Below are 21,610 nucleotides of genomic sequence, written 5' to 3' on the forward strand. Positions count from 1 at the left end.
ACGGCTTTCGGTCGTCGGTCAGGAACCCTCACGGGCTACCCCAAGGGTCTCACGGCCCACCGACACCGCCCCACGTGTTAATCGATCAGGCCCCGGAGCGGCGCCGATGCGGCGGCTCAGGGGCCTGATCGCTGATCATGCCGGTCCGATCAGCCCGTGGTTCCCGTGGTTCCCGTGGTTCCCGTCGTCCCGGTCTCCCCCGTCGTGCTCGTCGTCTCGTAGTTCTGGCCGAGTACGACGGAGACGTCGGCGTTGGAGGTGGTCTCGCCCTTCTTCACGGCGCCGGTCGGGAGGCTGAGGGTCTTGGCGACCTCGATGGCGTCCTGTTTGCGGGCCGCGTCGGAGTAGGTGACCCGGGAGGTGGCCTGGGCGGTGGCGGTGGTGCCCGCGTCGAGGAAGGTGTAGCCGCCGTTGAGGACGACCACGCGGGCCTGTTCGGTGGCGTCCTTCTGGCCGGTGGCGTTGCGGATGCCGACCCGGACGGCGTCCCCGGCGTCGGGGCTCTTCGCGGCGCCGCCGAGCAGGTCCTTGACCACACTGTCGGAGTCCTCGGCGCTGAGGGTGCCGTCCTGCTGGACGGGCAGCAGCTCGGACTTGTAGTCGCCGCCCTTGGCGTGGTCGGCGAGCTTGGCGAGGAACGCGCCGAGGTCCTCGTCGCTGAGCGAGGGGTCGAGGATCTGGGCCAGCGTCTGCACGGTGACGGTGGCGGCCTGCGCGTCGGAGGACAGCTTGCGCAGCACGCCCTGCATGACCTGCCCGAACCGCTCCAGTTGCGCGTCCTGCGACTCGCCGGAGGCCCGGTACGTGGCGTAGGCGACGGCCATCTTCCCGCTGAGGGTCTGCTGCTTGCCCTTGGTGACCAGGGGCGCCGCGCCCTTCTTCTCGGCCTCGGGGTCGGGCACGTCCGTGTTCGTGTCGACGTCGATGTTGCCGACGAGTCCGACGAGGTTGTTCAGGTACGGGGTGTCCAGCCGCCAGGTGCCCTCGATGTCGGTGCCGAGGACGGTGTCGAGCGCGTCGCGGGTGCCGGAGGAGCCGTCGTCGTCGACGGACTTGGCGAGGGTCGTCGTGGTGCCGTCGTCCCCGGTCAGGGCGAGGGCGTTGGGGATGAGGACGGTGGCGCCCTGCTCGGTGGTGGCGTTGTTCACCAGCAGCGCCGTGGAGGTGCCGCCCTTCCTGGTGTCGTGCAGGTGGACGACGACCACGTCCCGCTTCTGGGCGGCCGCCGAGGTCGTGGTGCCGGTCTGCCCGTCCGAGGGCGAGCCGGGCAGCATGCCCGCCCACCCCATGTAGCCGACGCCGCCGACGGCGACCAGGGCGAGGGCCACCACCAGGGCGATCATCCGGCTCTTGGCCCGCCGCTTGGCCTCCTCGCGGCGCTCGGTGCGGTTCTCGGTGAAGTTCAGCCAGTCGATGACGTCCTCGGAGTCACCGTCGGGATCCTCGACGAAGGCGAACTGCTCGGTCCGGTAATCCCGTTCGGCGGGGTCCTGCTCCGGGAAGGCGTCCCCGGGGCGGGGTCCGCTCTCCTCGGTGGTCTGCGGCGGTGCCGACTGCTGCGGGATGTAGGCGGTCTGCTCGGCGACGGGGGCCTGCCGTCCGGTGACCGCCGTCTGCCCGTAGGGGTCGTACGGGTCGTAGGCGGGCCCCGGTGCCTGCTGGCCGGTGTCGTAGCCCGTGCCGTACCCCTGGGTGTGCTGCTGCTGGGCATGCCCGGTCGCGTACGGGTCGTAGCCGTAGCCCTGGCCGTACCCCTGGGGCGCTTGCGTCCCGTAGGGGTCGTACGCCTGTTGCTGAGGCACCTGCTGGGCGGGTGCCTGCCGGTACACCGGCTGTCCGTACTCGTCGTAGCCGACGAGTTCGTACTGCTGGTCGCCCCCGTAGGTGGCGTCGTATCGGTCGTTCACCGGTGCCCCTCTCGGCTCACTCGCCGCGGTACAGCTGCCGCTTGTCGATGTAGCGCACCACGCCGTCCGGCACCAGGTACCAGACGGGATCGCCCTTGGCGACTCTCGCACGGCAGTCTGTGGAGGAGATGGCCAGCGCCGGGACCTCGACCAGCGAGACCCCGCCTGCGGGCAGGCCCGGGTCGGCCAGGGTGTGCCCCGGACGGGTGACCCCGATGAAGTGCGCGAGGGAGAAGAGTTCCTCGGCGTCGCGCCAGGTGAGGATCTGGCCGAGGGCGTCGGCGCCGGTGATGAAGAAGAGGTCCGACTCCGGGTTGAGCTCGTGCAGTTCCCGCAGGGTGTCGATGGTGTAGGTGAGGCCCTTGCGGTCGATGTCGATGCGGCTCACCGAGAAGTGGGGGTTCTCGGCCGTCGCGATGACCGTCATCAGATAGCGGTCCTCGGCCGCCGAGACCGACTGGTGGGACTTCTGCCACGGCTGGCCGGTCGGCACGAACACGACCTCGTCGAGACCGAACTGCGCGGCGACCTCCTGGGCCGCCACGAGGTGCCCGTGGTGGATCGGGTCGAACGTTCCGCCCATGACGCCGAGACGGCGCCGGCCTGGCTCCGACGGACGGTTTCCCGGTGCGCCGGAGGCACTGTCGGACCGGCCGTCCGTGGTGTCGTGCGCCTGGTCCGCCGTCTTGTCGTGCTCCGGACCGGTAGGCACTTCCTGCTCTCCCATGCGTGGAGAGCCTACCGGCCCGGCCGACGCGCACCGTTCGAACGTCCTTTTGCGCGGATTAGCGATCGCGGTTGAAGCGGGTGGTGATCCACAGCAGCAGCATCAGGGCGAAGAAGGCTCCGCCGCCGGTCAGGTAGGGGCTCAGGCTCTCGTGGTTGCCGCCGTGCTCCCCGCCGCCCTCGGCGGCGAAAGTGACCAAGTCGGCAGCGGTGCTGTGGAAGCTCATCGTCGGCGTGACCTATCCGGTGGTGGGATCGGGATGAAGACCCGCCCATCGTAAGCGGGAGCCTCCGCCGCGATCACGTCGACTCCGCCCGGGAGTGAACGGGGGCGCCGCCGAGCGCGTACTTCGCGTACGAGCAACCGTTCGCGCGCGCCGTACGTCCTTCCCGTCGGCGGGCGTCATTCGTTCCGCTTGTACCCCCGCAGCAGGAACCACGCCATCAGGACGGAGCCCAGGACCATCACGATCAGCACCACACGCAGCAGGTTGCCGGCTCCCTGTTCCTTCGCGGCGGTGTCCGCGGCCTCGGTGAGCCAGGCGGATGCCGGCAGGTGCGGGAGATGTCCCATGGAGATCGCTCCTTACGGTTGATGCCCTGCCACGGTAACTCCGCCTAGGCTGGACCCCGCTTCGGGGGCAACATGGGCAAACAGAGCATGGGGGAAACATGCCGGACGACAGCCACGAGCAGAACGGGCACGAGAACGTGCCGAGCAGGCAGCGCAGGCGCTTCGAGGGGATCTCCTCCCGGGCGTACGAACACCCCGCGGACCGCTCGGCGCTGGTGGCGCTGCGCAAGCTCAGCGGCTTCGACACGGTGTTCAAGGCGCTCAGCGGCCTGCTGCCGGAACGCAGCCTCAGGCTGCTGTTCCTGTCCGACTCCGTACGGGTCTCGGACCAGCAGTTCGCCCACCTCAACACCATGCTGCGGGACGCGTGTTACATCCTGGACCTGGAGAAGGTCCCGCCGATGTACGTGAACCAGGACCCGCAGCCGAACGCGATGTGCATCGGCCTGGACGAGCCGATCATCGTCGTGACCACCGGGCTCGTCGAGCTGCTCGACGAGGAGGAGATGCGGGCCGTCATCGGGCACGAGGTGGGCCACGCGCTCTCCGGCCACTCGGTGTACCGGACGATACTGCTCTTCCTGACGAGCCTCGCCCTGAAGGTCGCCTGGATCCCGCTGGGGAACCTCGCGATCATGGCGATCGTGACCGCGCTGCGCGAGTGGTTCCGCAAGTCGGAGCTGTCCGCGGACCGCGCGGGCCTTCTGGTCGGCCAGGACGTCCAGGCGTCGATGCGCGGTCTGATGAAGATCGCGGGCGGCAACCACCTGCACGAGATGAACGTGGACGCGTTCCTCGCGCAGGCCGAGGAGTACGAGGCCGGGGGCGACCTGCGCGACTCCGTCCTCAAGATCCTGAACGTGCTGCCCCGCTCGCACCCCTTCACCACCGTGCGCGCGGCCGAGCTGAAGAAGTGGGCCGAGTCCCGCGACTTCCAGCGGATCATGGACGGGCACTACCCGCGGCGCAGCGAGGACAAGGACACCTCGGTGACCGACTCCTTCCGCGAGTCGGCCACGCACTACACGAGCAGTGTCAAGAACTCCAAGGACCCGCTGATGAAGCTGGTCACCGACATCGCGGGCGGCGCGGGCGACCTCGGCGGCCGGGTCCGGCGCGGCTTCGGCGGCTTCGCGGGCGGCAGCAACGGCTCGGGCACCGACACCGACCCGGGCCAGGGCGGTGGCACCGACACCGCCCAGGAGGACAGGCGCCGGGACGACGAGTGACGCACGGCGACGGTCACTGACGCGAGAAAGCGCCCGGCCCCGAAGGTCCGCCTTCGAACCGGGCGCTTTCTCGCGTCGAGCGCCGCGGCCGGGGCCGGGGACCCGAGCCCCGGCCGCTCGGGCAGAGGCCCGGCCGAGCGCCGCGGCGGGGGCGGCGGCTCGCGCTCCGGCGCCGCCGAGCGGCCCGCGCATCGCGCCTCCGGCCGGAAGTCCCCCGCCGCATGCGCGACGGCGAGTGACCGGCGGCGACATCGACGTGGGTCATCACCATGGCCAGGGCAGCTCCACAGGGCAGTGGTGCGGTGTATCACCGGCCCAGGGGCCCGACACCGCGCCTCCCTCACACCTTCGGCTGCGCACTCTCCGCGAGGGAGCCGCACAGGGCCGTGGCGGCGCCGGTGCCGTACGGGTCGGTGCCGGCGGACGGGCCGCCCGCCTTGGCGGTCTGGCCGGCGAGCAGGGGGCGCAGATGGTTGGTGGCGTCGTCGGCGCAGGCCAGCGGCCCGGCCTGGACGTAGGAGACGACGACCTCGACCTGGTGGGTGCGCAGGTCGTCCTGGTCGAAGCGGAAGTGCAGCTCGCGCCGGACGGTGAACAGCGAGGCCTCGGCGTCGGCCCTGTCACCCGGCGGTCGCAGCGCGTACACGAGGGTGTGGGCGGCGACGACCTCCAGGGTGCCGGAGTCGAACTCGGCGGCCTGGAGGGTGCCCTGGACGCGGATCTTGCGGTCGGCGAGTTCCGCGCGGGACGGGTCGAAGCGGACCAGCCAGCCGGTGGGGGCGTGCCGCCCGTCCGCCGCCGGATGATCGAAACTCTGCTGGAACTGGTCGAGCTGCTCCGAGTCGAGCAGCCGGCGCACGGGCTGGACGGTGGTGCCGCCGAGCACCTCCGGGTCGAGCGCGGAGGCGACCAGGTACTCCTTGGCGATGGTCAGCGCGGAGACGACCTGACTGTCGGTGAAGTGCTCGGTGCGCCGGGTGGCCGGCATCGTGATGCCCTCGGCGCCGATCCGGAACTGGGCGGCCGGACTGTGCGCGTACAGCGTCTCCGGCTCCTCGGCGCCGGGCACCGCGGACTGCGGGGACAGCGGGATCACCGTCATCCGGAGCGGTTCGGTGGGCTTCGCGGCCGGGCTGTCGTACGGATGGCGGACGCCCATGTAGATCGCGGTGCCGAAGGCGAGGGCGATCAGCAGGACGAGGACCATGGCCTGCCGGGAGAAGCCACGACGCGTGGGCGGGCGGCGGCGCACGGCCGGGGCGTGGTCGGAGAGGCGCTCCTGGGCGGAGAATTCCTGGAGACGGGCAGCGCGGACGAACGATTCGTCGAAGACGACGGATCGGTATTCGTCCTCTCCACCGCCGGGGGCGCCCTCGGGAGTCCCCTCAGGTGGGTTTCCTGGCCCGCCCATACAATGAGAGTAGGTCTCCCAGGGCCTCGGTAAACGCGGCGGTACACGACAAGTTCTGACAGGTCCTCACCAGGTTCGCGAAGAGCTGTCGAACCGCCTGCCGGGGGCCGCGCGCGGCCGTTTCAGGGGGTGCGGGGGTCCGCCGACACCGCCGGCTGGGAGTAGTCCGCGGAGGCGGAGGGGCCCGTCCGGGTGCCCTGTTCGACGCCGCTGGTGGTCGGCGGGAGCGGGAGTTCGTCGCGGCCGGAGGAGGCACCCCGGTAGACCGCGGTGAAGGCCAGCGCGACCATGCCGATGCCCATCACGAGGGCGAGGATCCAGGCGACGGGCCGGTGCCAGCGGGTCTGCTTGCCGTACGGCCTGCCGTAGGCCCCGTCGGCGCCGTAGCGGCCCTCCAGGATCTCGGTGTCGTCCAGGTCGTCATCGCGACCGCGGCCGAAATCGAGACCGTCCGTGCCGAAGCCGTCGTCGTAACGGTCGTCGTCGCCGCGTGCGCCTCTGGAATGCGCCCGGCGGGCTTCGGCCTCCTGGGCCGCGGCACGGGCCTCCGCCGCTGCGAGCAGACGTTCGATCGCGGTCGGCTCGTGGACCACGGCCGCCCGTACGAAGTCCTCGTCGAAGACCACGGAGGCGAACTCTTCGTCCATACCCCCGCGGTCGCGGTCGTCGTCGGGCTCCCAGCCGTCAGGGAACGGCGTGCCCCCCACGTCCTCCGGCACGGATCCAGAGTAGACCGGGGTGGTCAATTTGGGCAGACGGTAAGGAAATTCATCCGTTGCGCCAGCTGGTCGCCGGCCTGTTCGCGGGAACGGGCCGGCGCCCCACCGAAAGGCCCGCCCGGTCAGCGGCGGATGTGTCCGTCGCCCGTGACGATGTACTTCGTGCTGGTCAGCTCGGGCAGGCCCATCGGGCCCCGGGCGTGCAGCTTCTGGGTGGAGATGCCGATCTCGGCGCCGAAACCGAACTGACCGCCGTCGGTGAAGCGGGTCGAGGCGTTGACGGCGACCGTCGTGGAGTCGACCAGCTGGGTGAAGCGGCGGGCGGCCTGCTGGGAGGTCGTCACGATCGCCTCGGTGTGGCCGGAGCTCCAGAGCCGGATGTGCTCCACGGCCCGGTCGAGCGAGTCCACGACGGCCGCGGCGATGTCGTACGACAGGTACTCGGTCTCCCAGTCCTCCGTGGTGGCCTCCACGACCGTGGCCCGGCTCTCCTTGGCGAACGCGAGGACACGCTCGTCGGCGTGGACCGTGACCCCGGCGTCGGCGAGCGCGTCGAGGGCGCGGGGCAGGAACTCGGGGGCGATGTCCTGGTGGACGAGGAGGGTCTCGGCGGCGTTGCAGACGCTGACGCGGTGGGCCTTGGAGTTGATCAGGATCTCGACCGCCGTGTCGAGGTCGGCGTTGGCGTCGACGTAGACGTGGCAGTTGCCCGTGCCGGTCTCGATCACCGGGACGATGGACTCCTCGACGACCGTGCGGATCAGGGAGGCGCCGCCGCGCGGGATGAGCACGTCGACCAGGCCCCGGGCACGCATCAGCTCGCGTACGGACTCGCGGCCCTCGCCGGGGACGAGCTGGATGGAGTCGGCGGGCAGGCCCGCGCCGCCGACGGCGTCCCGCAGGACCCGTACGAGGGCGGTGTTGGACTCGTGGGCGGAGGACGAGCCGCGCAGCAGGACCGCGTTGCCGGACTTCAGGCAGAGGGCGGCGGCGTCCACGGTCACGTTCGGGCGGGCCTCGTAGATGATGCCGACGACACCGAGCGGGACGCGGACCTGGCGCAGGTCGATGCCGTTCGGGAGGGTGGAGCCGCGCACGACCTCGCCGACCGGGTCGGGCAGCGCTGCCACGTCACGGACGTCGGCGGCGATCGCGCGGACCCGCTCCGGGGTCAGCGTCAGCCGGTCGACGATCGACTCGCTGGTGCCGGCCTCACGGGCCCGCTCGATGTCCTTGGCGTTGGCCTCGACGATTTCGCTCGTACGGACTTCCAGCGCGTCGGCGATGGCGAGCAGCGCGTCGTCCTTGTCTGCGCGCGGGAGCGGCGCGAGGTCGGCGGCGGCGGCCTTGGCACGGTAGGCGGCCCGAGCGACCGGCGTCATGGAGTCGTACGGCGAGAGCGAGGTCATGGAGAAAGGGTAGTGCGCCCGGTGGCGGCGTTCACCGGCTGTTCCACAGCGCGAGACACACCCCGCGGGGCTCCCGGCGGGACGGTCAGAAGGGGTGGACTCCCACAGGCGTGGCCGGGGGCGGCCCGAATCCCTCGGCGAGGCGCAGGTGGTACGTCTGGCGGTCGATGACCTCCAGGCCGACGATCTCCCAGGGCGGCAGCCCGGCCGTCCGGCGGTGCTCGCCCCACAGGCGCAGGGCGACGGCGGCGGCGTCGTGGAGGTCGCGGGCCTCTTCCCAGTAGCGGATCTCGGCGTGGTCGTGGGCATAGCGGCTGGTCAGCAGAAAGGGGTGGTCGTGGGCGAGCTGTTCGAGGCCGCGCCGCACCTCCTTGAGGGGGGCCTCGGGGCCGGAGACGCTCAGCGTGACGTGCCACAGCCGGGGCAGGTCCTGTGGCTTCTCGGCGCTGTCGCTCTCGTACGTGTCCGAGGCGGCGACGCTGGTGAGCGTCCGCTCCTCGCCGGCCGCACGGGAGGTACCACCACCACGGGACGCCGCGGCCCCGGGGCGCACTCGTCTCACGACGGCCTCCTTCGCAACGATTCGTGCTTCGCAATAGGTCGTGCGGAATCTCCCTGGGACAAAGTTGAGCAGGCTCAGGGGCTTCGCGTGGCGGTTTTACGGAACGTGCACCGCCGGGGCCCGTGCTCCGGCCCCTCCATGGGGCCGCTGGTCAGGGGTGCAGGAGGACGAGGTCGTCCCTGTGTACGACCTCTCGTTCGTACGCGGGACCCAGCTCGCGCGCCAGTTCCCGGGTCGAGCGGCCGAGCAGCTGGGGGATCTCCTTGGCGTCGAAGTTCACCAGCCCGCGCGCGACCGCACGCCCCGCGCCGTCGCGCAGTTCCACGGGGTCGCCGGCGGTGAAGTCGCCCTCGACGGCCGCGATGCCGGCCGGCAGCAACGACTTGCGGCGCTCGACGACCGCGCGCACGGCCCCGTCGTCGAGGGTGAGGGCGCCCTGCGGGGTGGAGGCGTGCTGGAGCCACAGCAGCCGGTCGGCGGTCCGCTTGCCGGTGGGGTGGAAGTACGTGCCCGTGTCACGGCCGCCGAGCGCGTCCGCCGCGTGGACGGCGCTGGTCAGGACCACGGGGATGCCCGCTCCGGTGGCGATCGCGGCCGCCTCGACCTTGGTGACCATGCCCCCGGTGCCGACGCCCGCCTTGCCGGCGCTGCCGATCTCCACGTGCGCGAGGTCCGCGGGGCCCCGCACCTCCGCTATCCGCGACGTGCCGGGTTTGCTGGGGTCGCCGTCGTACACGCCGTCCACGTCCGAGAGCAGGATCAGCAGATCCGCCCGTACGAGGTGGGCGACGAGGGCGGCGAGGCGGTCGTTGTCGCCGAAGCGGATCTCGTCCGTGGCTACGGTGTCGTTCTCGTTGACGACCGGCAGCGCGCCCATCGCGAGGAGCTTGTCGAGGGTGCGGGAGGCGTTGCGGTGGTGGGCGCGGCGGCTCATGTCGTCGGAGGTGAGGAGCACCTGGCCGACCCGGATGCCGTGGCGGGCGCAGGAGGCCGTGTAGCGGGCCACCAGCAGGCCCTGGCCGACGCTGGCGGCCGCCTGCTGCCGGGCGAGGTCCTTGGGACGGCGGCGCAGGCCCAGCGGCGCGAGCCCGGCGGCGATGGCGCCGGACGAGACCAGCACGACCTCCCGCTCGCCCCCGCTGCGGGCCTTGGCGAGGACGTCCACCAGGGCGTCCACCCGGTCCGCGTCGAGGCCGCCGGACGCCGTCGTCAGCGACGAGGAGCCCACCTTGACGACGATCCGGTGCGCTTCCGCCACGCCCTGTCTTGCCGCTGACACGCCTATCCCCAATGCTCCGAACAGCCCGGTGTGTGCACTCCGCAATCTACGGGAGCGGGCGGACGGGACGCGTGCTCATTTCGAGGGGCGGACGGCGCCGGATCCGGGGCGGACGACCGCGGTCCGCCTCCGAGCCCTTTATGAAGAGATGGTGAGACACCTCTCAAGGTTCCATGCGTTATGTCCGACTACCGGTGATTGTTCCCGCCGGAGATTGCTCCCCGGCCGCCCTAGGTCATACGGTCAGGGATCGGCCGTCCTCAGGCCACCCCCCTGACTCACTTCCCCCTCCGTCCGTCGCACCCTCCGCAGGAGCCCAGCCCGTGCCCTCCGCAGGCCTCGCACCACGCCGCATCGCGCAGCTGTCAGCGCTGTTCGCGATGTTCGCGCTCTTCACGGCCCAGATCGTCTCCGCACTGCTGCCGAACATCCCCGTGTTCGTCGCCGCCAGTGCGGCGGGTCTCCTCCTGGACACCTATCTGCAGTACCGGGATCCCGGACTCCTCGCACTGCTGGGCAAGGTCCGCTTCGACGCGCTGGTACGCCAGCTGCTGCGCGACATGCTGATCCTGGTGGGGCTGCTGCGCATCGACGGCATCGACCCGCTGCGCGAGCAGGCCCCGCTCCTGGTCGGCCTCATCGTCTTCTACGCGGTGCACTTCGCCTGCCAGGCCGTCTCGGTACTGGTCCGCCGCACCCGGACGCTGCCGATCGTCACCCGCAACATCGACGCCTCCGAGCTGCGCCTGACCGCCGCCCCGCCGCGCATCCTGGCCCGCCGCCAGGCCCACCGGCTGCTGACCTTCTCCCTGCCGATCACGGCCGGCCTGGTCCTCACCGCGGCCACACAGGACGCCACCTGGGGCGGCGCCGGCCTCGGCATCGGTCTCACCCTCCTCGTCGCGGGCACCGCGTACCTCTCGACCTGGCTGCTGCCGAAGAAGCGCGCCAAGAGCGAGCAGCAGGTCATGGAGTGGCTGGACAGGTGGCTCGCCCGGTACCGGCCGACCACCGCGATGTACTTCTCCGGCGGTACGACGTCGGCGTACCAGGCGAACATGTGGCTCTCCACGCTCTCCCAGCTGGAGAAGCCGCTGATCGTGCTGCGTGAGCGCTTCATGGTGCAGAAGATCGACGCGACGGACGTGCCGGTCATCTGCTTCCCGAAGGTCTCGACGATGTTCTCCCTGGAGAACTCGACGCTGAAGATGATGCTGCACCCGGCCAACGCCGCGAAGACCTCCCAGGTGCTGCGCATCCCCACCGTCAAGCACGCCTTCATCAACCACGGCGAGAGCGACAAGCTGTCCTCCTGCAACCCGTACGCGAAGGCGTACGACGAGGTGTGGGTCGCCGGTCCCGCCGCGCGCGAGCGGTACGCCCTCGCCGAGGTCGGTGTCGAGGACAAGGACATCGTCGAGGTCGGCCGCCCGCAGCTGGCACCGATCCGCCCGTACGCGGGCCCGCCGACCGGCACGTACACGACCGTCCTCTACGCCCCCACCTGGGAGGGCTGGGACGGCAACCCCGGCAACACGTCCGTGGTCCTGGCCGGGGAGAACATCGTCCGGGGGCTCCTCGCCGACGACAAGGTCCGGCTGCTCTACAAGCCGCACCCGATGACCGGCTCGGTCGACCCGCGCGCGGGGGCCGCGAACGAGCGCATCAAGGCGATGATCCGGGAGGCCAACACGAAGCGCTCGGGCGCGCGTCCCGGTGCGGAAGCGGCGGCCGAACTCGCTCGCCGTACGGCCGCGTTGGACCAGCTGACCTCGACGTCCTTCCGTGCCAGCGCGGACGAGATGGAGCGGATGCTGCTGCAGAGCACGCCCAGCGGGGACCGTGAGGCGGCGATCTCCGAGGCGACGCTGGCCTGGGAGAAGGCGTACTGGGCGTCGTTCCCGGAGTGGGAGCACCGGATCATCACCGAGGCGCGGCCCGCGATCTTCGCCTGCTTCAACGCGTCCGACCTGCTGATCAGCGATGTCTCGTCGGTGGTCTCCGACTGGCTGTCCAGCGAGAAGCCGTACTCGGTGGCCAACACGTCCGGGCTGCCGGAGGCGGCGTTCCGGGCGGCCTTCCCGACGGTCTCCGCGGGTGTCGTCCTGACCCCCAAGGCGGGCGGTGTCCCGGCCCTGCTCGATGCGGTCCGCAACCCCGAGAAGGACGTCTTCGTCAAGGCTCGCGCCGACCTCAAGGAGCAGCTCCTCGGGCCGTCCGACCCGCCCTCCCTCGTCCGCTTCGACCGCGCGGTGAAGGCGCTCTGCGCCAAGGCCGACGACCGCCGCGTCCGTATGGAGTCCCGTCTCGCCACCGAGATCCCCTCGCCCCGGGACGCGGGGGACGAGCTCACGGACGGCGAACCGAGCGAGGCGCTCGCCTAGCGACAGGCGCTCGCCCAGCGACAGACGAAGGGCCCCGGAGGTGAGCACCTCCGGGGCCCTTCTTGTCTTCCGGTCCTGTCTTCCGGCCACCTCGTAGCGCCGAGTCGCGCGGTCCACCCCCGCCGAGCGCCTACGGCCGGGCGTCCGGGAAACCCCGGGCGCCCGAGGAACCCGGCGCCCCTTAGAACGGCTCGAAGTCTTCGTACTCCTGCTGGAGCTCGTCGCGCTCCGCCTGGCGGTCGCGGCGGCGCTGGACGGCGGGGCGGGGCTCTTCGAAGCGGTGGTCCTCGCCGCGGCGGCCGAGCATCTCCGCGCCGGCCATGACGGTCGGCTCCCAGTCGAAGACGACCGCGTTGTCCTCGGGCCCGATGGCGACGCCGTCGCCGGAGCGGGCGCCCGCCTTCATCAGCTCGTCCTCGACGCCCAGGCGGTTGAGGCGGTCGGCGAGATAACCCACCGCCTCGTCGTTGCTGAAGTCGGTCTGGCGTACCCAGCGCTCCGGCTTCTCGCCCCGCACGCGGAAGAGTCCGTCCTCCTCCTGCACGACCGTGAAGCCCGCGTCGTCGACGGCCTTGGGCCGGATGACGATCCGGGTCGCCTCCTCCTTCGGCTTGGCGGCCCGCGCCTGGCCGACGAGGTCGGCGAGCGCGAAGGACAGCTCCTTCAGCCCGGTGTGGGCGACGGCGGACACCTCGAAGACCCGGTAACCACGGGCCTCCAGGTCCGGCCGCACCATCTCGGCGAGATCCTTGCCGTCGGGCACGTCGATCTTGTTGAGGACGACGATCCGGGGCCGCTTGTCGAGCCCGCCGTACTGCGCCAGCTCCTCCTCGATGATGTCGAGGTCGGAGACGGGGTCGCGGTCCGACTCCAGCGTCGCCGTGTCGAGGACGTGGACGAGGACGCTGCAGCGCTCGACGTGGCGGAGGAATTCGAGGCCCAGGCCCTTGCCCTGGCTGGCACCCGGGATCAGGCCCGGCACGTCGGCGATCGTGTAGACCGTGTCGCCGGCCGTCACCACGCCCAGGTTCGGGACGAGGGTCGTGAACGGGTAGTCCGCGATCTTCGGCTTGGCGGCGGACAGGACCGAGATCAGCGAGGACTTGCCCGCGCTGGGGTAGCCGACGAGCGCCACATCGGCGACCGTCTTGAGCTCCAGGACGATGTCGCCCATGCCCCCGGGCACGCCGAGCAGCGCGAAGCCGGGCGCCTTGCGGCGGGCGGAGGCGAGGGCCGCGTTGCCGAGACCGCCCCGGCCGCCCTGTGCGGCGACGAAGGACGTGCCGTGGCCGACGAGGTCGGCGAGGACGTTGCCGTGCTTGTCGAGCACGACCGTGCCGTCCGGGACCGGCAGGACCAGGTCCTGGCCGTCCTTGCCGGAGCGGTTGCCGCCCTCGCCCGGCTTGCCGTTGGTGGCCTTGCGGTGCGGGGAGTGGTGGTAGTCGAGGAGAGTCGTCACGGACTGGTCGACGGTCAGGATGACGTCGCCGCCCCGGCCGCCGTTGCCGCCGTCGGGGCCGCCGAGCGGCTTGAACTTCTCCCGGTGGACGGAGGCACAGCCGTGGCCTCCGTTACCCGCGGCGACATGCAGCTCGACGCGGTCCACGAAGGTGGTCATGGTGGGTGCCTCCAGATACGCGCTATGCGTGGTGTTCGGAAATGTCTTACCTGTAACACGTCAAAGGCGGACCCACTTCCCGTACGGAAACCGTACGGGAAGTGAGGTCCGCCTCGACGAATCGCTCTACGGAAGCCTTGGTCGAAAGACCGGGCGAGTCAGAAGACTCAGGCGGCCGGAACGATGTTGACGACCTTGCGACCACGGCTGGTGCCGAACTCGACCGCACCGGCGTTCAGCGCGAACAGCGTGTCGTCCTTGCCGCGACCGACACCCGAGCCCGGGTGGAAGTGCGTGCCGCGCTGGCGGACCAGGATCTCACCGGCGTTGACGACCTGACCGCCGAAGCGCTTCACGCCGAGCCGCTGAGCGTTGGAGTCGCGACCGTTCCGGGTGGACGATGCGCCCTTCTTGTGTGCCATGTCTCCTCAGTCCCTTACTTCGCAGCCGCGGGGATCTCAGTGACCTTGATCGCCGTGTACTGCTGGCGGTGGCCCTGACGACGGCGGTAGCCGGTCTTGTTCTTGTAGCGAAGGATGTCGATCTTCACACCCTTGTGGTGGTCCACGACCTCGGCCTGGACCTTGATGCCGGCCAGCACCCACGGGTCGCTGGTCACAGCGTCGCCGTCGACGACGAGCAGGGTCGAGAGCTCGACCGTGTCGCCAACATTGGCAGTGGAAATCTTGTCAACCTCAACGATGTCGCCGACAGCAACCTTGTGCTGGCGACCACCGCTGCGCACGATGGCGTACAAGCGGATCTCACTCTCTCGCTCGGGAACGGCACCCCCGCAGTCCAGCCGCCCGACATGCGAACGGCCTCTCCCACGGCGCCCGGCGCGCGGAAGGAATGAGGTTTACGGGGATGTGACGCATCGCTACCTACGGACACGCCGACGGTCAAGGTTACGGGGCCATGCCCGAAGGGGTCAAACCGAGCCCCTCCCGCGTCATGGGGTCGGCTTCTCGCCGTCCGCCGGCAGCGGCTTCACGCCCTCGCACAGGTCCGTGGTGTCGGCCTTGCCCGGGTGGGCGACGGCGATGACCTTGTTGAAGTGGGTTCGGTACATGTCGTGCACGGCGTCGTCGTCGACCTTGACGATCGACTCGTCGTTCTCGCGCAGCGCGGGCCCGGTGTAGTTGCCCGACCCGGTGAAGCTGATCTTGTTGCGTACCCCGTCGTACTGGCCGTCCACGAGGATGTACTTGGTGTGGATGATGTACGGCGTGGTCAGCTTCTGACCGGGGTTGAGCGGGTCCCTGTCGTCGTTGTAGCACCGCACCGTCGGCCCGCCGGACGTGTGCATCATCTCCCACGTCCCCTTGGTCCCGCCGCTGCTCTTGGCGCTGTCGGACTCGGCGTACACGATGCTGACGTCGCAGCCGGCCTTCTTCAGCGCGACCAGCTTCTCGGCGATCGCCATCCGTGTGATCTTGAAGATCGCCACCCGTACCCATGTCCGCCGCGTGACCCCGGCGGTGTCCTTGTAGGAGCACTGCACGTTGTTGAGCACCGAGTACACGCTGTCGGTGGCCCGGCTGCTCCCCGCCCGGGGGAAGAAGTACGCCTTGTAGAGACCGTTGCTGACGGTCCGGTACTCCCAGCTCGCCCAGTCCTGGGCGACCTGGGTGTCGAAGTAGTCCGCGTACGCGTCGTACATCGTCGGGTTGTTCGGCAGCAGCAGCGCGTCGTTGAAGAACTTGGTGTGCGCGGAGGGCGTCGAGTTCGACGTCGTCTGCACGACCACGTTCGTGGCGCCCTCGACCGCCGAGAACAGCCAGAACTTGTTGTGCATGATCGACTGCCCGTACTTCGGATCACCGAGGCAGGACCTGTCGACGGGACAGGTCACCACGTACGAGCCCTTCGTACGGTCGGTGCCGAGCGCGGCGGCGAGAGTGCCGTGGGCGGTGTTGGTCGGACGGTCGCTGACGCTCGACTCGTCCAGCAGGACCTGGACGTGCACGCCCCGTTCCTCGGCGGCGACGAGCGCGTTGACGACGGACGCCTCCCAGACGTGGTAGACGGCGACCTTGATGGTGGAGCCGGGCAGCGCGGCGGCCGTCAGCTCGATGAGCCGCGTGCGTATCGCCAGTTGCTCGCTCTCCTCGCCCAACGGGTCGTTGAAGAGAGGGCCTTCGGTCCAGTTCGGGGTGGCCTGCGCGGTCCCCGCGAACATCACCGCCTGCACACCGGCCGCCGCCAGCACGGTGGCCGCCGCCACCGCCCCACGCACGCGCACACGCGCCATGCGATCCCCTCCCCGTTCCCGCCCCGATCCAGATACCTACGACTACGTGAGTGTTACAGGCGCCTGAAAGTGCTCCAAGTGGGGGGTGGTGTTCACGATGTGACAGAGATGACCAAACCTCTCCAAAGCTCTCCAGCTCGTGTGAAGTTACTCTCCCCGAACACGCCGGTGCCCCCACCCGGTGGTGAAACCACCCGGCAGGGGCACCAGTTGGAGCGGACCGCGCGTCAGCCCCGTGGGGCTCAGCTCTCGTCGGCCGAAGCGGTGACCGTGGCCGACGACTGCTCGGCGGCCACCGTGGACTTCTTCGCGGCCGTCTTCTTCGTCGCCGCCTTCTTGGCCGTGACCTTCTTCGCGACCGTCTTCTTGGCGGCCGCCGTCTTCTTCGTGGCGGCCTTCTTCGCCGTGGCCTTCTTGGCCGTCTTGCGCGCCGCCGTCTTCTTGGCGGGCGCCTCGGCCTCGGTCTCCTCGGCGACCGGAGCGGACTCCTCGACCGGAGCCTCGGCCACGTCCACGGCGGAAGCCGACGGGACCACGACCACGGCCGCCTCCGCGGACGCGGTGGGCGCCGTCGCCTTGCGCACGGCACGCCGACGCGGACGGGCCGGAGCGGCGCTCTCGGCGACGACCGCCTCGGGCTGCGCGGCCTGCTCGGCCACGGGCTCGGCAACCGGCTCCACGACCGTCTCGACCACGGGCTCCGCGACCGGCTCGGTCACCGTCACCACGGCCTCGTCAGCCGCCGTCCCGGCCGGCGCGCCCGCCGGGGCGGACACCTTCCGGGTCGCACGACGGCGCGTACGGCCCTGGGGCGCGGCGTCCTCGGCGCTCGGCGCGGCGGCCGGCATCTCGACGACCGGATCCTCCACCGCGACGGGCTCCGCCTCGGCGGCCTCCCGCGACTTCGGGGCACGGTCCTCGGAGACGGTGGTGGCCACGGCCTCGCGGGACTTCGGCGCACCCGAGGGCGCGGACGCCCGCCGGGTCGCACGACGGCGCGAACGGCCACGTCCGACTGCCGCCTCGGCCTCGGCGACGCTGCTGTACAACTCCTCGTCCGGCTCGTACTCGGGCGCGGGCAGCGCCACGGGCTCGGCGACCTCGGCGGCCACCTCGGCCTCGACCAGCTCGGCCGACTCCACCGGCTCGGCGACCTCGGTCACGAGCTCGTGGTCGTGCTCGGCACCGCCACGCCCGCGCTTACGGCGCTTGCCGCCACCGCCCGCGGCGGTCGGCTGGTCCATGTGCACGATCACGCCGCGCCCGTTGCAGTGGACACAGGTCTCGGAGAAGGACTCCAGCAGGCCCTGGCCGACCCGCTTCCGGGTCATCTGCACCAGGCCCAGCGAGGTGACCTCGGCGACCTGGTGCTTCGTACGGTCGCGGCCCAGGCACTCCAGGAGGCGCCGCAGCACCAGGTCCCGGTTGGACTCCAGGACCATGTCGATGAAGTCGATGACGACGATGCCGCCGAGGTCGCGCAGCCGCAGCTGGCGCACGATCTCCTCGGCCGCCTCCAGGTTGTTCCTGGTGACCGTCTCCTCCAGGTTGCCGCCCTGGCCGGTGAACTTTCCGGTGTTGACGTCGACCACGATCATGGCCTCGGTCTTGTCGATCACCAGCGAACCACCGCTGGGCAGCCACACCTTGCGGTCCAGCGCCTTCATCAGCTGCTCGTCGATGCGGTACGTCGCGAAGACGTCGACCTCGGAGGTCCACTTCTGCAGGCGGTCCGCCAGGTCGGGCGCGACGTGCGCGACGTATCCGTGGATGGTCTCCCACGCGTCCTCGCCGCTGACGATGACCTTGGTGAAGTCCTCGTTGAAGATGTCGCGGACGACGCGGACGGTCATGTCCGGCTCGCCGTACAGCAGCGAAGGCGCACTTGAGCTGCCGCCGTTCTTGGCCTTCTTCTGGATGTCCCCCCACTGCGCCTGCAGTCGCTCGACGTCACGGCGCAGCTCGTCCTCGCTCGCGCCCTCGGCGGCGGTGCGCACGATGACGCCCGCGTCCTCGGGGACGATCTTCTTGAGGATGGTCTTCAGGCGCGCCCGCTCGGTGTCGGGCAGCTTGCGGCTGATACCGGTCATCGACCCCTCGGGGACGTAGACCAGGTAGCGGCCCGGCAGCGAGACCTGGCTGGTCAGACGCGCGCCCTTGTGCCCGATCGGGTCCTTGGTGACCTGGACGAGCACGGACTGCCCGGACTTCAGGGCCGACTCGATACGGCGCGGCCCGTGGGCCATGCCGAGCGCCTCGAAGTTGACCTCACCGGCGTAGAGGACCGCGTTGCGCCCCTTGCCGATGTCGATGAAGGCGGCCTCCATCGACGGCAGCACGTTCTGCACCTTGCCGAGGTAGACGTTGCCGACGTACGAGGTCGACTGCTCCTTGTTGACGTAGTGCTCGACGAGCACGTTGTCTTCCAGGACGCCGATCTGGGTGCGCTCGCCGCTCTGGCGGACGACCATGACGCGCTCGACGGCCTCGCGGCGGGCGAGGAACTCGGCCTCGGTGATGATCGGGACGCGACGGCGCCCCTGCTCACGGCCTTCCCGGCGGCGCTGCTTCTTGGCCTCCAGACGGGTCGAGCCCTTGATGGACTGCACCTCGTCGGACGGCTCGGTGTCCTTGGCGCGCCGCTCGCGCGGCTCACGGACCTTGACGACCGTGCGCTCGGGGTCGTCGGAGGCGGCCGGGGCCTCGGTCTCGGGGCCGGAGTCTCCGGCGCGACGACGACGGCGACGGCGACGACGGCTGCTGCTGGAGCCCGAACCGGAGTCCTCGCGGTCGTCGGCCTCGTCCTCGGCGTCCTCGTCCGCCTGCTCGGCGGTGTCCTCGGTGTCCTGAGCGGCCCGCTCGGCGGTGAGGTCGTCACCCTCGGCGGCGTCGTCGGCGTCGGCCGACTCGCCCCGGCGACGACGGCGGCCACCCCGGCGACGGCGACGCCGCGACCCGGTGGACTCCTCCTCGCCGAACTCGTCACCCTCGGTGTCCTCGGTGCCCTCCTCGGGCTCCTCGGGCTCCTCCGGCTCGTCGGTCACCACGGCGGCGGCCACGGGCTGCTCCGTCTCGGCGGGCTCACCCCGACGACGACGGCGACGCCGCGACCCGCCGGTGTTCTCCTCCTCGGCGGACCCGACGAAGTCGGGGGTCTCGGGGGTCACGACCTCCTCGACCTCCTCGACCTCCTCGGTCTCGGCCACCGCATCGGCGGCGGCCTGCGCGGCCCGCTCCGGCGTCTGGAACATCGGCTCGGTGAACACCGGCGCCTGGAACACGGCCACGGCGGGCCGCGACGGCCGCGACGGCGCGTCCTCCGCGACCGGCGCGGCAGGCGCCGAGAACCCGACGGCGGCCTTGCGCGTGGCCCGGCGACGGGTCCGACGGGGTCCGGCGTCCTCCGCCTCGGCCTCGTCCCCGGCAGCCGCGGTCGCCTGAGCGGCCTCGGCGGACGTGGCCTCGGCGTCGGCGTCGGGTGCCTGAACGGCCGGCGCCGCCACGGTCTCGGCGACGACGGACTCGGCCGCGCGCTCCTCGGCGGCCTCGCCCTCGGGCGCGCCGGCGGGCGCGGCCGCCCGGCGCGTGGCACGACGACGCGTCCGACGCGGTGCGGCCTCCTCGGCCGCCTCCTCGACGGGCGCGGTCTCCTGGACCGCGGCGGGCGCGGTCTCCACGACCTCCGCCGGAGCCTCCACGACCTCGGCGGCCTCCGCCTCACCGGCGGGGGCGGCGGCCCTGCGCGTGGCACGGCGACGCGTACGCCCGGCGGGCGCGGCCTCCTCGACAGCGGCGGGCGCTGCGGCGACGGCGGTGGACTCGGCGGCGGCCTCGGGCGCGGCCACGGCGGAACTCTCGGCGGCGACATCCTCGGCGGCCTTGGGCGCACCGGTAGGAGCGGACGCCCTACGGGTCGCGCGACGGCGTGTACGAGCGGCGGGCGCCGGCTCCTCGACGGCGGCGGGCACTTCGGCGGCGACGGCGGGGGGCTCGGCGACCGGTGCCACGGTCTCCACGACCTCGACGGCTTCCGCGTCCTTGGGCGCACCGGCGGGCGCGGAGGCCCGGCGGGTCGCGCGACGGCGCGTACGCCCGGCGGGTGCGGCATCCTCGACGGCAGTGGAGGTCTCAGCCTCTTCGGCAGCCGGTGCGACCTCACCGATCACACCGGTCTCGACGGCCTCGTCCGGCTCGGCGGCCGCGAGGTCCTCGAACTCGGCGGCCGGTATGGCCGGCGCGGTGGTCTCCGCGGCCTCTTCGGAGGCGGCGGACGGCGGTCCCGCGGGGCGGGACGCGGCACGGCGACGACGGCGCGGCGGCAGGGTGTCGCTCGGCGTGTTGTGTTCGGAGCCCTGCGCGGGCTCTGCGGATTCGATCGATTCGGGCATGCGGGCGTTTCTCCCGTCAGGCTCCCGGGCGCCGCACCCGGTCCGGCGTGGCCGGTGACGTCCGCGGCTCGCGTCGTACGCGACTGCCGCCGTCCGGGGCGCGGGCGCCACACGGGAGCTCTCTGTGTCCTGTCTCGCCGGTTCCGTACGCCATGTGTGCGTACGGCCTGGCGAAAGTCTTGTGGTCGGTGCGCTGCCCGACCCAGGTGGCTCCCGGATCAAAGGGCTGCGCTACGACGTCCGTCCCTACGCGGGGCCTACCGGCGCCGACGCCTTCGCGGCGGTAGCGGGTTCGGCCGTTGAGAGGGCCGGCGCTGCCTCGCGGTCGGGCGCGAGCGGGTCGGTCACCGTGCCGGTCGCTGCATCGAAAAGCCCCTGCGCCAGCCTGGTCACCGCTGCGGGGACCGGCGGCGCCAGGTCGGCCACGGCGCGGAGACCGGACAGGACGTCGTCGGGTCGAACGGCAGGCGTCACGTGCCGAACAACCAGCCGCAGTATCGCACAGGGCTGGTCCGTCGGCCCAGCAAGGGGCGCGGCGCCAGCCGCTCCGGTGGAGCCGACGCTTGCGGCGGGCTGTGGACCGGGCGTCTCAGAACCGTCAGGTCCGTGGCTTGCGTCACGTCCGTCACGGCTGTCGAGGTCGACGACGGCGGCCCGGGCGTCGAAGGTCCGCAGACCGTTCTTGGTCCTGCGCTGGACCTCGACGAGGTCCGCCGCCTTGAAGGCCTCGACCGCGCGCGCGGCGTCCGCGGGGTCCACGCCGTCCAGGCGCAGCTCCCACACGGAGGCCGTGAGCCGGTCGGCGAGCCCGGAGGTCCGGGCCTCGACCGCGTCGACGATGTCGAGCCCGGTGGGCAGCGACTCGTCGAGCAGGATCCTGAGCTTCTCCGGGTCGCGCGCGTCGGTGAGCGCGATCTCCAGGTATTCCGCCTCACTGCCCGTGCCGGTGGGTGCGGCATTGGCGTACGACACCTTCGGATGCGGCGTGAACCCCGCCGAGTACGCCATCGGCACCTCGGCACGGCGCAGCGCACGCTCGAAGGCGCGCTGGAAGTCACGGTGGCTGGTGAACCGGAGGCGGCCGCGCTTGGTGTAGCGCAGTCGGATGCGCTGCACCGCGGGTGCGGGCGGCGGGCCTTCGGGCTGTCGC

The 21,610-nt window shown here is 71.4% G+C and carries 17 protein-coding genes; 2 read left to right on the forward strand and 15 right to left on the reverse strand.

Annotation, left to right across the window (positions count from 1 at the left end; genetic code table 11):
* Positions 1–149: 149 nt before the first annotated feature.
* The 4 genes from OG202_RS17205 to OG202_RS17220 form a co-directional block, all read right to left on the reverse strand.
* On the reverse strand, positions 150–1,907 hold the full coding sequence (locus OG202_RS17205; RefSeq protein ID WP_328223057.1) for an LCP family protein: 1,758 nt from the start codon (positions 1,905–1,907) through the stop codon (positions 150–152).
* Positions 1,908–1,923: 16 nt separating this feature from the next.
* Entirely contained in the window at positions 1,924–2,634 is a 711-nt protein-coding gene (gene nadD, locus OG202_RS17210; protein ID WP_326582831.1) for a nicotinate-nucleotide adenylyltransferase, read from the reverse strand.
* 58 nt (positions 2,635–2,692) lie between these two features.
* Positions 2,693–2,860, reverse strand: coding sequence for a hypothetical protein (locus tag OG202_RS17215; RefSeq protein ID WP_189781409.1), 168 nt, complete (start codon positions 2,858–2,860; stop codon positions 2,693–2,695).
* 176 nt (positions 2,861–3,036) lie between these two features.
* Positions 3,037–3,207 carry a hypothetical protein gene (locus OG202_RS17220; RefSeq protein WP_326582830.1) on the reverse strand — a complete coding sequence of 57 codons (171 nt, stop codon included), beginning with the start codon at positions 3,205–3,207 and terminating at the stop codon, positions 3,037–3,039.
* Between the two features lie 98 nt (positions 3,208–3,305).
* Here OG202_RS17220 and OG202_RS17225 point away from each other — a divergent pair, with 98 nt between their 5' ends.
* A complete protein-coding gene (locus OG202_RS17225; RefSeq protein ID WP_326582829.1) occupies positions 3,306–4,436 on the forward strand; it encodes a M48 family metallopeptidase in 1,131 nt (376 codons plus the stop codon).
* Positions 4,437–4,776: 340 nt separating this feature from the next.
* Here OG202_RS17225 and OG202_RS17230 read toward each other — a convergent pair whose 3' ends face one another.
* From OG202_RS17230 to proB, 5 genes are all read right to left on the reverse strand, one after another.
* The gene (locus OG202_RS17230) at positions 4,777–5,847 is read right to left on the reverse strand and encodes an SCO2583 family membrane protein (protein ID WP_326582828.1); all 1,071 of its coding nucleotides are present in this window, start codon (positions 5,845–5,847) and stop codon (positions 4,777–4,779) included.
* 122 nt (positions 5,848–5,969) lie between these two features.
* Positions 5,970–6,566: an SCO2584 family spore wall biosynthesis protein gene (locus OG202_RS17235; RefSeq protein WP_327729728.1), complete on the reverse strand. Its 597-nt coding sequence runs from the start codon at positions 6,564–6,566 to the stop codon at positions 5,970–5,972.
* A 122-nt stretch (positions 6,567–6,688) separates the two neighbouring features.
* Entirely contained in the window at positions 6,689–7,975 is a 1,287-nt protein-coding gene (locus OG202_RS17240) for a glutamate-5-semialdehyde dehydrogenase (RefSeq protein ID WP_326582826.1), read from the reverse strand.
* 85 nt (positions 7,976–8,060) lie between these two features.
* Positions 8,061–8,528, reverse strand: coding sequence for a hypothetical protein (locus OG202_RS17245; RefSeq protein WP_326585828.1), 468 nt, complete (start codon positions 8,526–8,528; stop codon positions 8,061–8,063).
* A 160-nt stretch (positions 8,529–8,688) separates the two neighbouring features.
* Complete coding sequence (gene proB / locus OG202_RS17250; protein WP_326582825.1) at positions 8,689–9,816, reverse strand: glutamate 5-kinase; 1,128 nt, start codon at positions 9,814–9,816, stop codon at positions 8,689–8,691.
* Between the two features lie 323 nt (positions 9,817–10,139).
* Here proB and OG202_RS17255 point away from each other — a divergent pair, with 323 nt between their 5' ends.
* Positions 10,140–12,200: a hypothetical protein gene (locus OG202_RS17255; RefSeq protein ID WP_327729727.1), complete on the forward strand. Its 2,061-nt coding sequence runs from the start codon at positions 10,140–10,142 to the stop codon at positions 12,198–12,200.
* A gap of 181 nt (positions 12,201–12,381) precedes the next feature.
* Here OG202_RS17255 and obgE read toward each other — a convergent pair whose 3' ends face one another.
* The 6 genes from obgE to OG202_RS17285 form a co-directional block, all read right to left on the reverse strand.
* Complete coding sequence (gene obgE / locus OG202_RS17260; RefSeq protein WP_326582823.1) at positions 12,382–13,818, reverse strand: GTPase ObgE; 1,437 nt, start codon at positions 13,816–13,818, stop codon at positions 12,382–12,384.
* 167 nt (positions 13,819–13,985) lie between these two features.
* A complete protein-coding gene (gene rpmA, locus OG202_RS17265; RefSeq protein ID WP_020115438.1) occupies positions 13,986–14,240 on the reverse strand; it encodes a 50S ribosomal protein L27 in 255 nt (84 codons plus the stop codon).
* Between the two features lie 14 nt (positions 14,241–14,254).
* On the reverse strand, positions 14,255–14,575 hold the full coding sequence (rplU, locus tag OG202_RS17270; protein WP_200303235.1) for a 50S ribosomal protein L21: 321 nt from the start codon (positions 14,573–14,575) through the stop codon (positions 14,255–14,257).
* A gap of 195 nt (positions 14,576–14,770) precedes the next feature.
* The gene (locus OG202_RS17275; RefSeq protein WP_328223063.1) at positions 14,771–16,072 is read right to left on the reverse strand and encodes a phospholipase D-like domain-containing protein; all 1,302 of its coding nucleotides are present in this window, start codon (positions 16,070–16,072) and stop codon (positions 14,771–14,773) included.
* A gap of 242 nt (positions 16,073–16,314) precedes the next feature.
* Positions 16,315–20,460: an Rne/Rng family ribonuclease gene (locus tag OG202_RS17280; protein WP_328223065.1), complete on the reverse strand. Its 4,146-nt coding sequence runs from the start codon at positions 20,458–20,460 to the stop codon at positions 16,315–16,317.
* A gap of 246 nt (positions 20,461–20,706) precedes the next feature.
* Entirely contained in the window at positions 20,707–21,576 is an 870-nt protein-coding gene (locus tag OG202_RS17285) for a TIGR03936 family radical SAM-associated protein (protein WP_328223067.1), read from the reverse strand.
* Positions 21,577–21,610: the final 34 nt, after the last annotated feature.

The organism is Streptomyces sp. NBC_00310, from assembly GCF_036208085.1.
Taxonomy (GTDB): domain Bacteria; phylum Actinomycetota; class Actinomycetes; order Streptomycetales; family Streptomycetaceae; genus Streptomyces.

What these genes read in the sequence shown, in the direction of transcription:
- nadD (WP_326582831.1), bottom strand. Translation starts at nt 2,634, where the DNA reads ATGGGAGAGCAGGAAGTGCCTACCGGTCCGGAGCACGACAAGACGGCG.
- OG202_RS17215 (WP_189781409.1), bottom strand. Translation starts at nt 2,860, where the DNA reads ATGAGCTTCCACAGCACCGCTGCCGACTTGGTCACTTTCGCCGCCGAG.
- OG202_RS17220 (WP_326582830.1), bottom strand. Translation starts at nt 3,207, where the DNA reads ATGGGACATCTCCCGCACCTGCCGGCATCCGCCTGGCTCACCGAGGCC.
- OG202_RS17225 (WP_326582829.1), top strand. Translation starts at nt 3,306, where the DNA reads ATGCCGGACGACAGCCACGAGCAGAACGGGCACGAGAACGTGCCGAGC.
- OG202_RS17230 (WP_326582828.1), bottom strand. Translation starts at nt 5,847, where the DNA reads ATGGGCGGGCCAGGAAACCCACCTGAGGGGACTCCCGAGGGCGCCCCC.
- OG202_RS17240 (WP_326582826.1), bottom strand. Translation starts at nt 7,975, where the DNA reads ATGACCTCGCTCTCGCCGTACGACTCCATGACGCCGGTCGCTCGGGCC.
- obgE (WP_326582823.1), bottom strand. Translation starts at nt 13,818, where the DNA reads ATGACCACCTTCGTGGACCGCGTCGAGCTGCATGTCGCCGCGGGTAAC.
- rpmA (WP_020115438.1), bottom strand. Translation starts at nt 14,240, where the DNA reads ATGGCACACAAGAAGGGCGCATCGTCCACCCGGAACGGTCGCGACTCC.
- OG202_RS17275 (WP_328223063.1), bottom strand. Translation starts at nt 16,072, where the DNA reads ATGGCGCGTGTGCGCGTGCGTGGGGCGGTGGCGGCGGCCACCGTGCTG.
- OG202_RS17280 (WP_328223065.1), bottom strand. Translation starts at nt 20,460, where the DNA reads ATGCCCGAATCGATCGAATCCGCAGAGCCCGCGCAGGGCTCCGAACAC.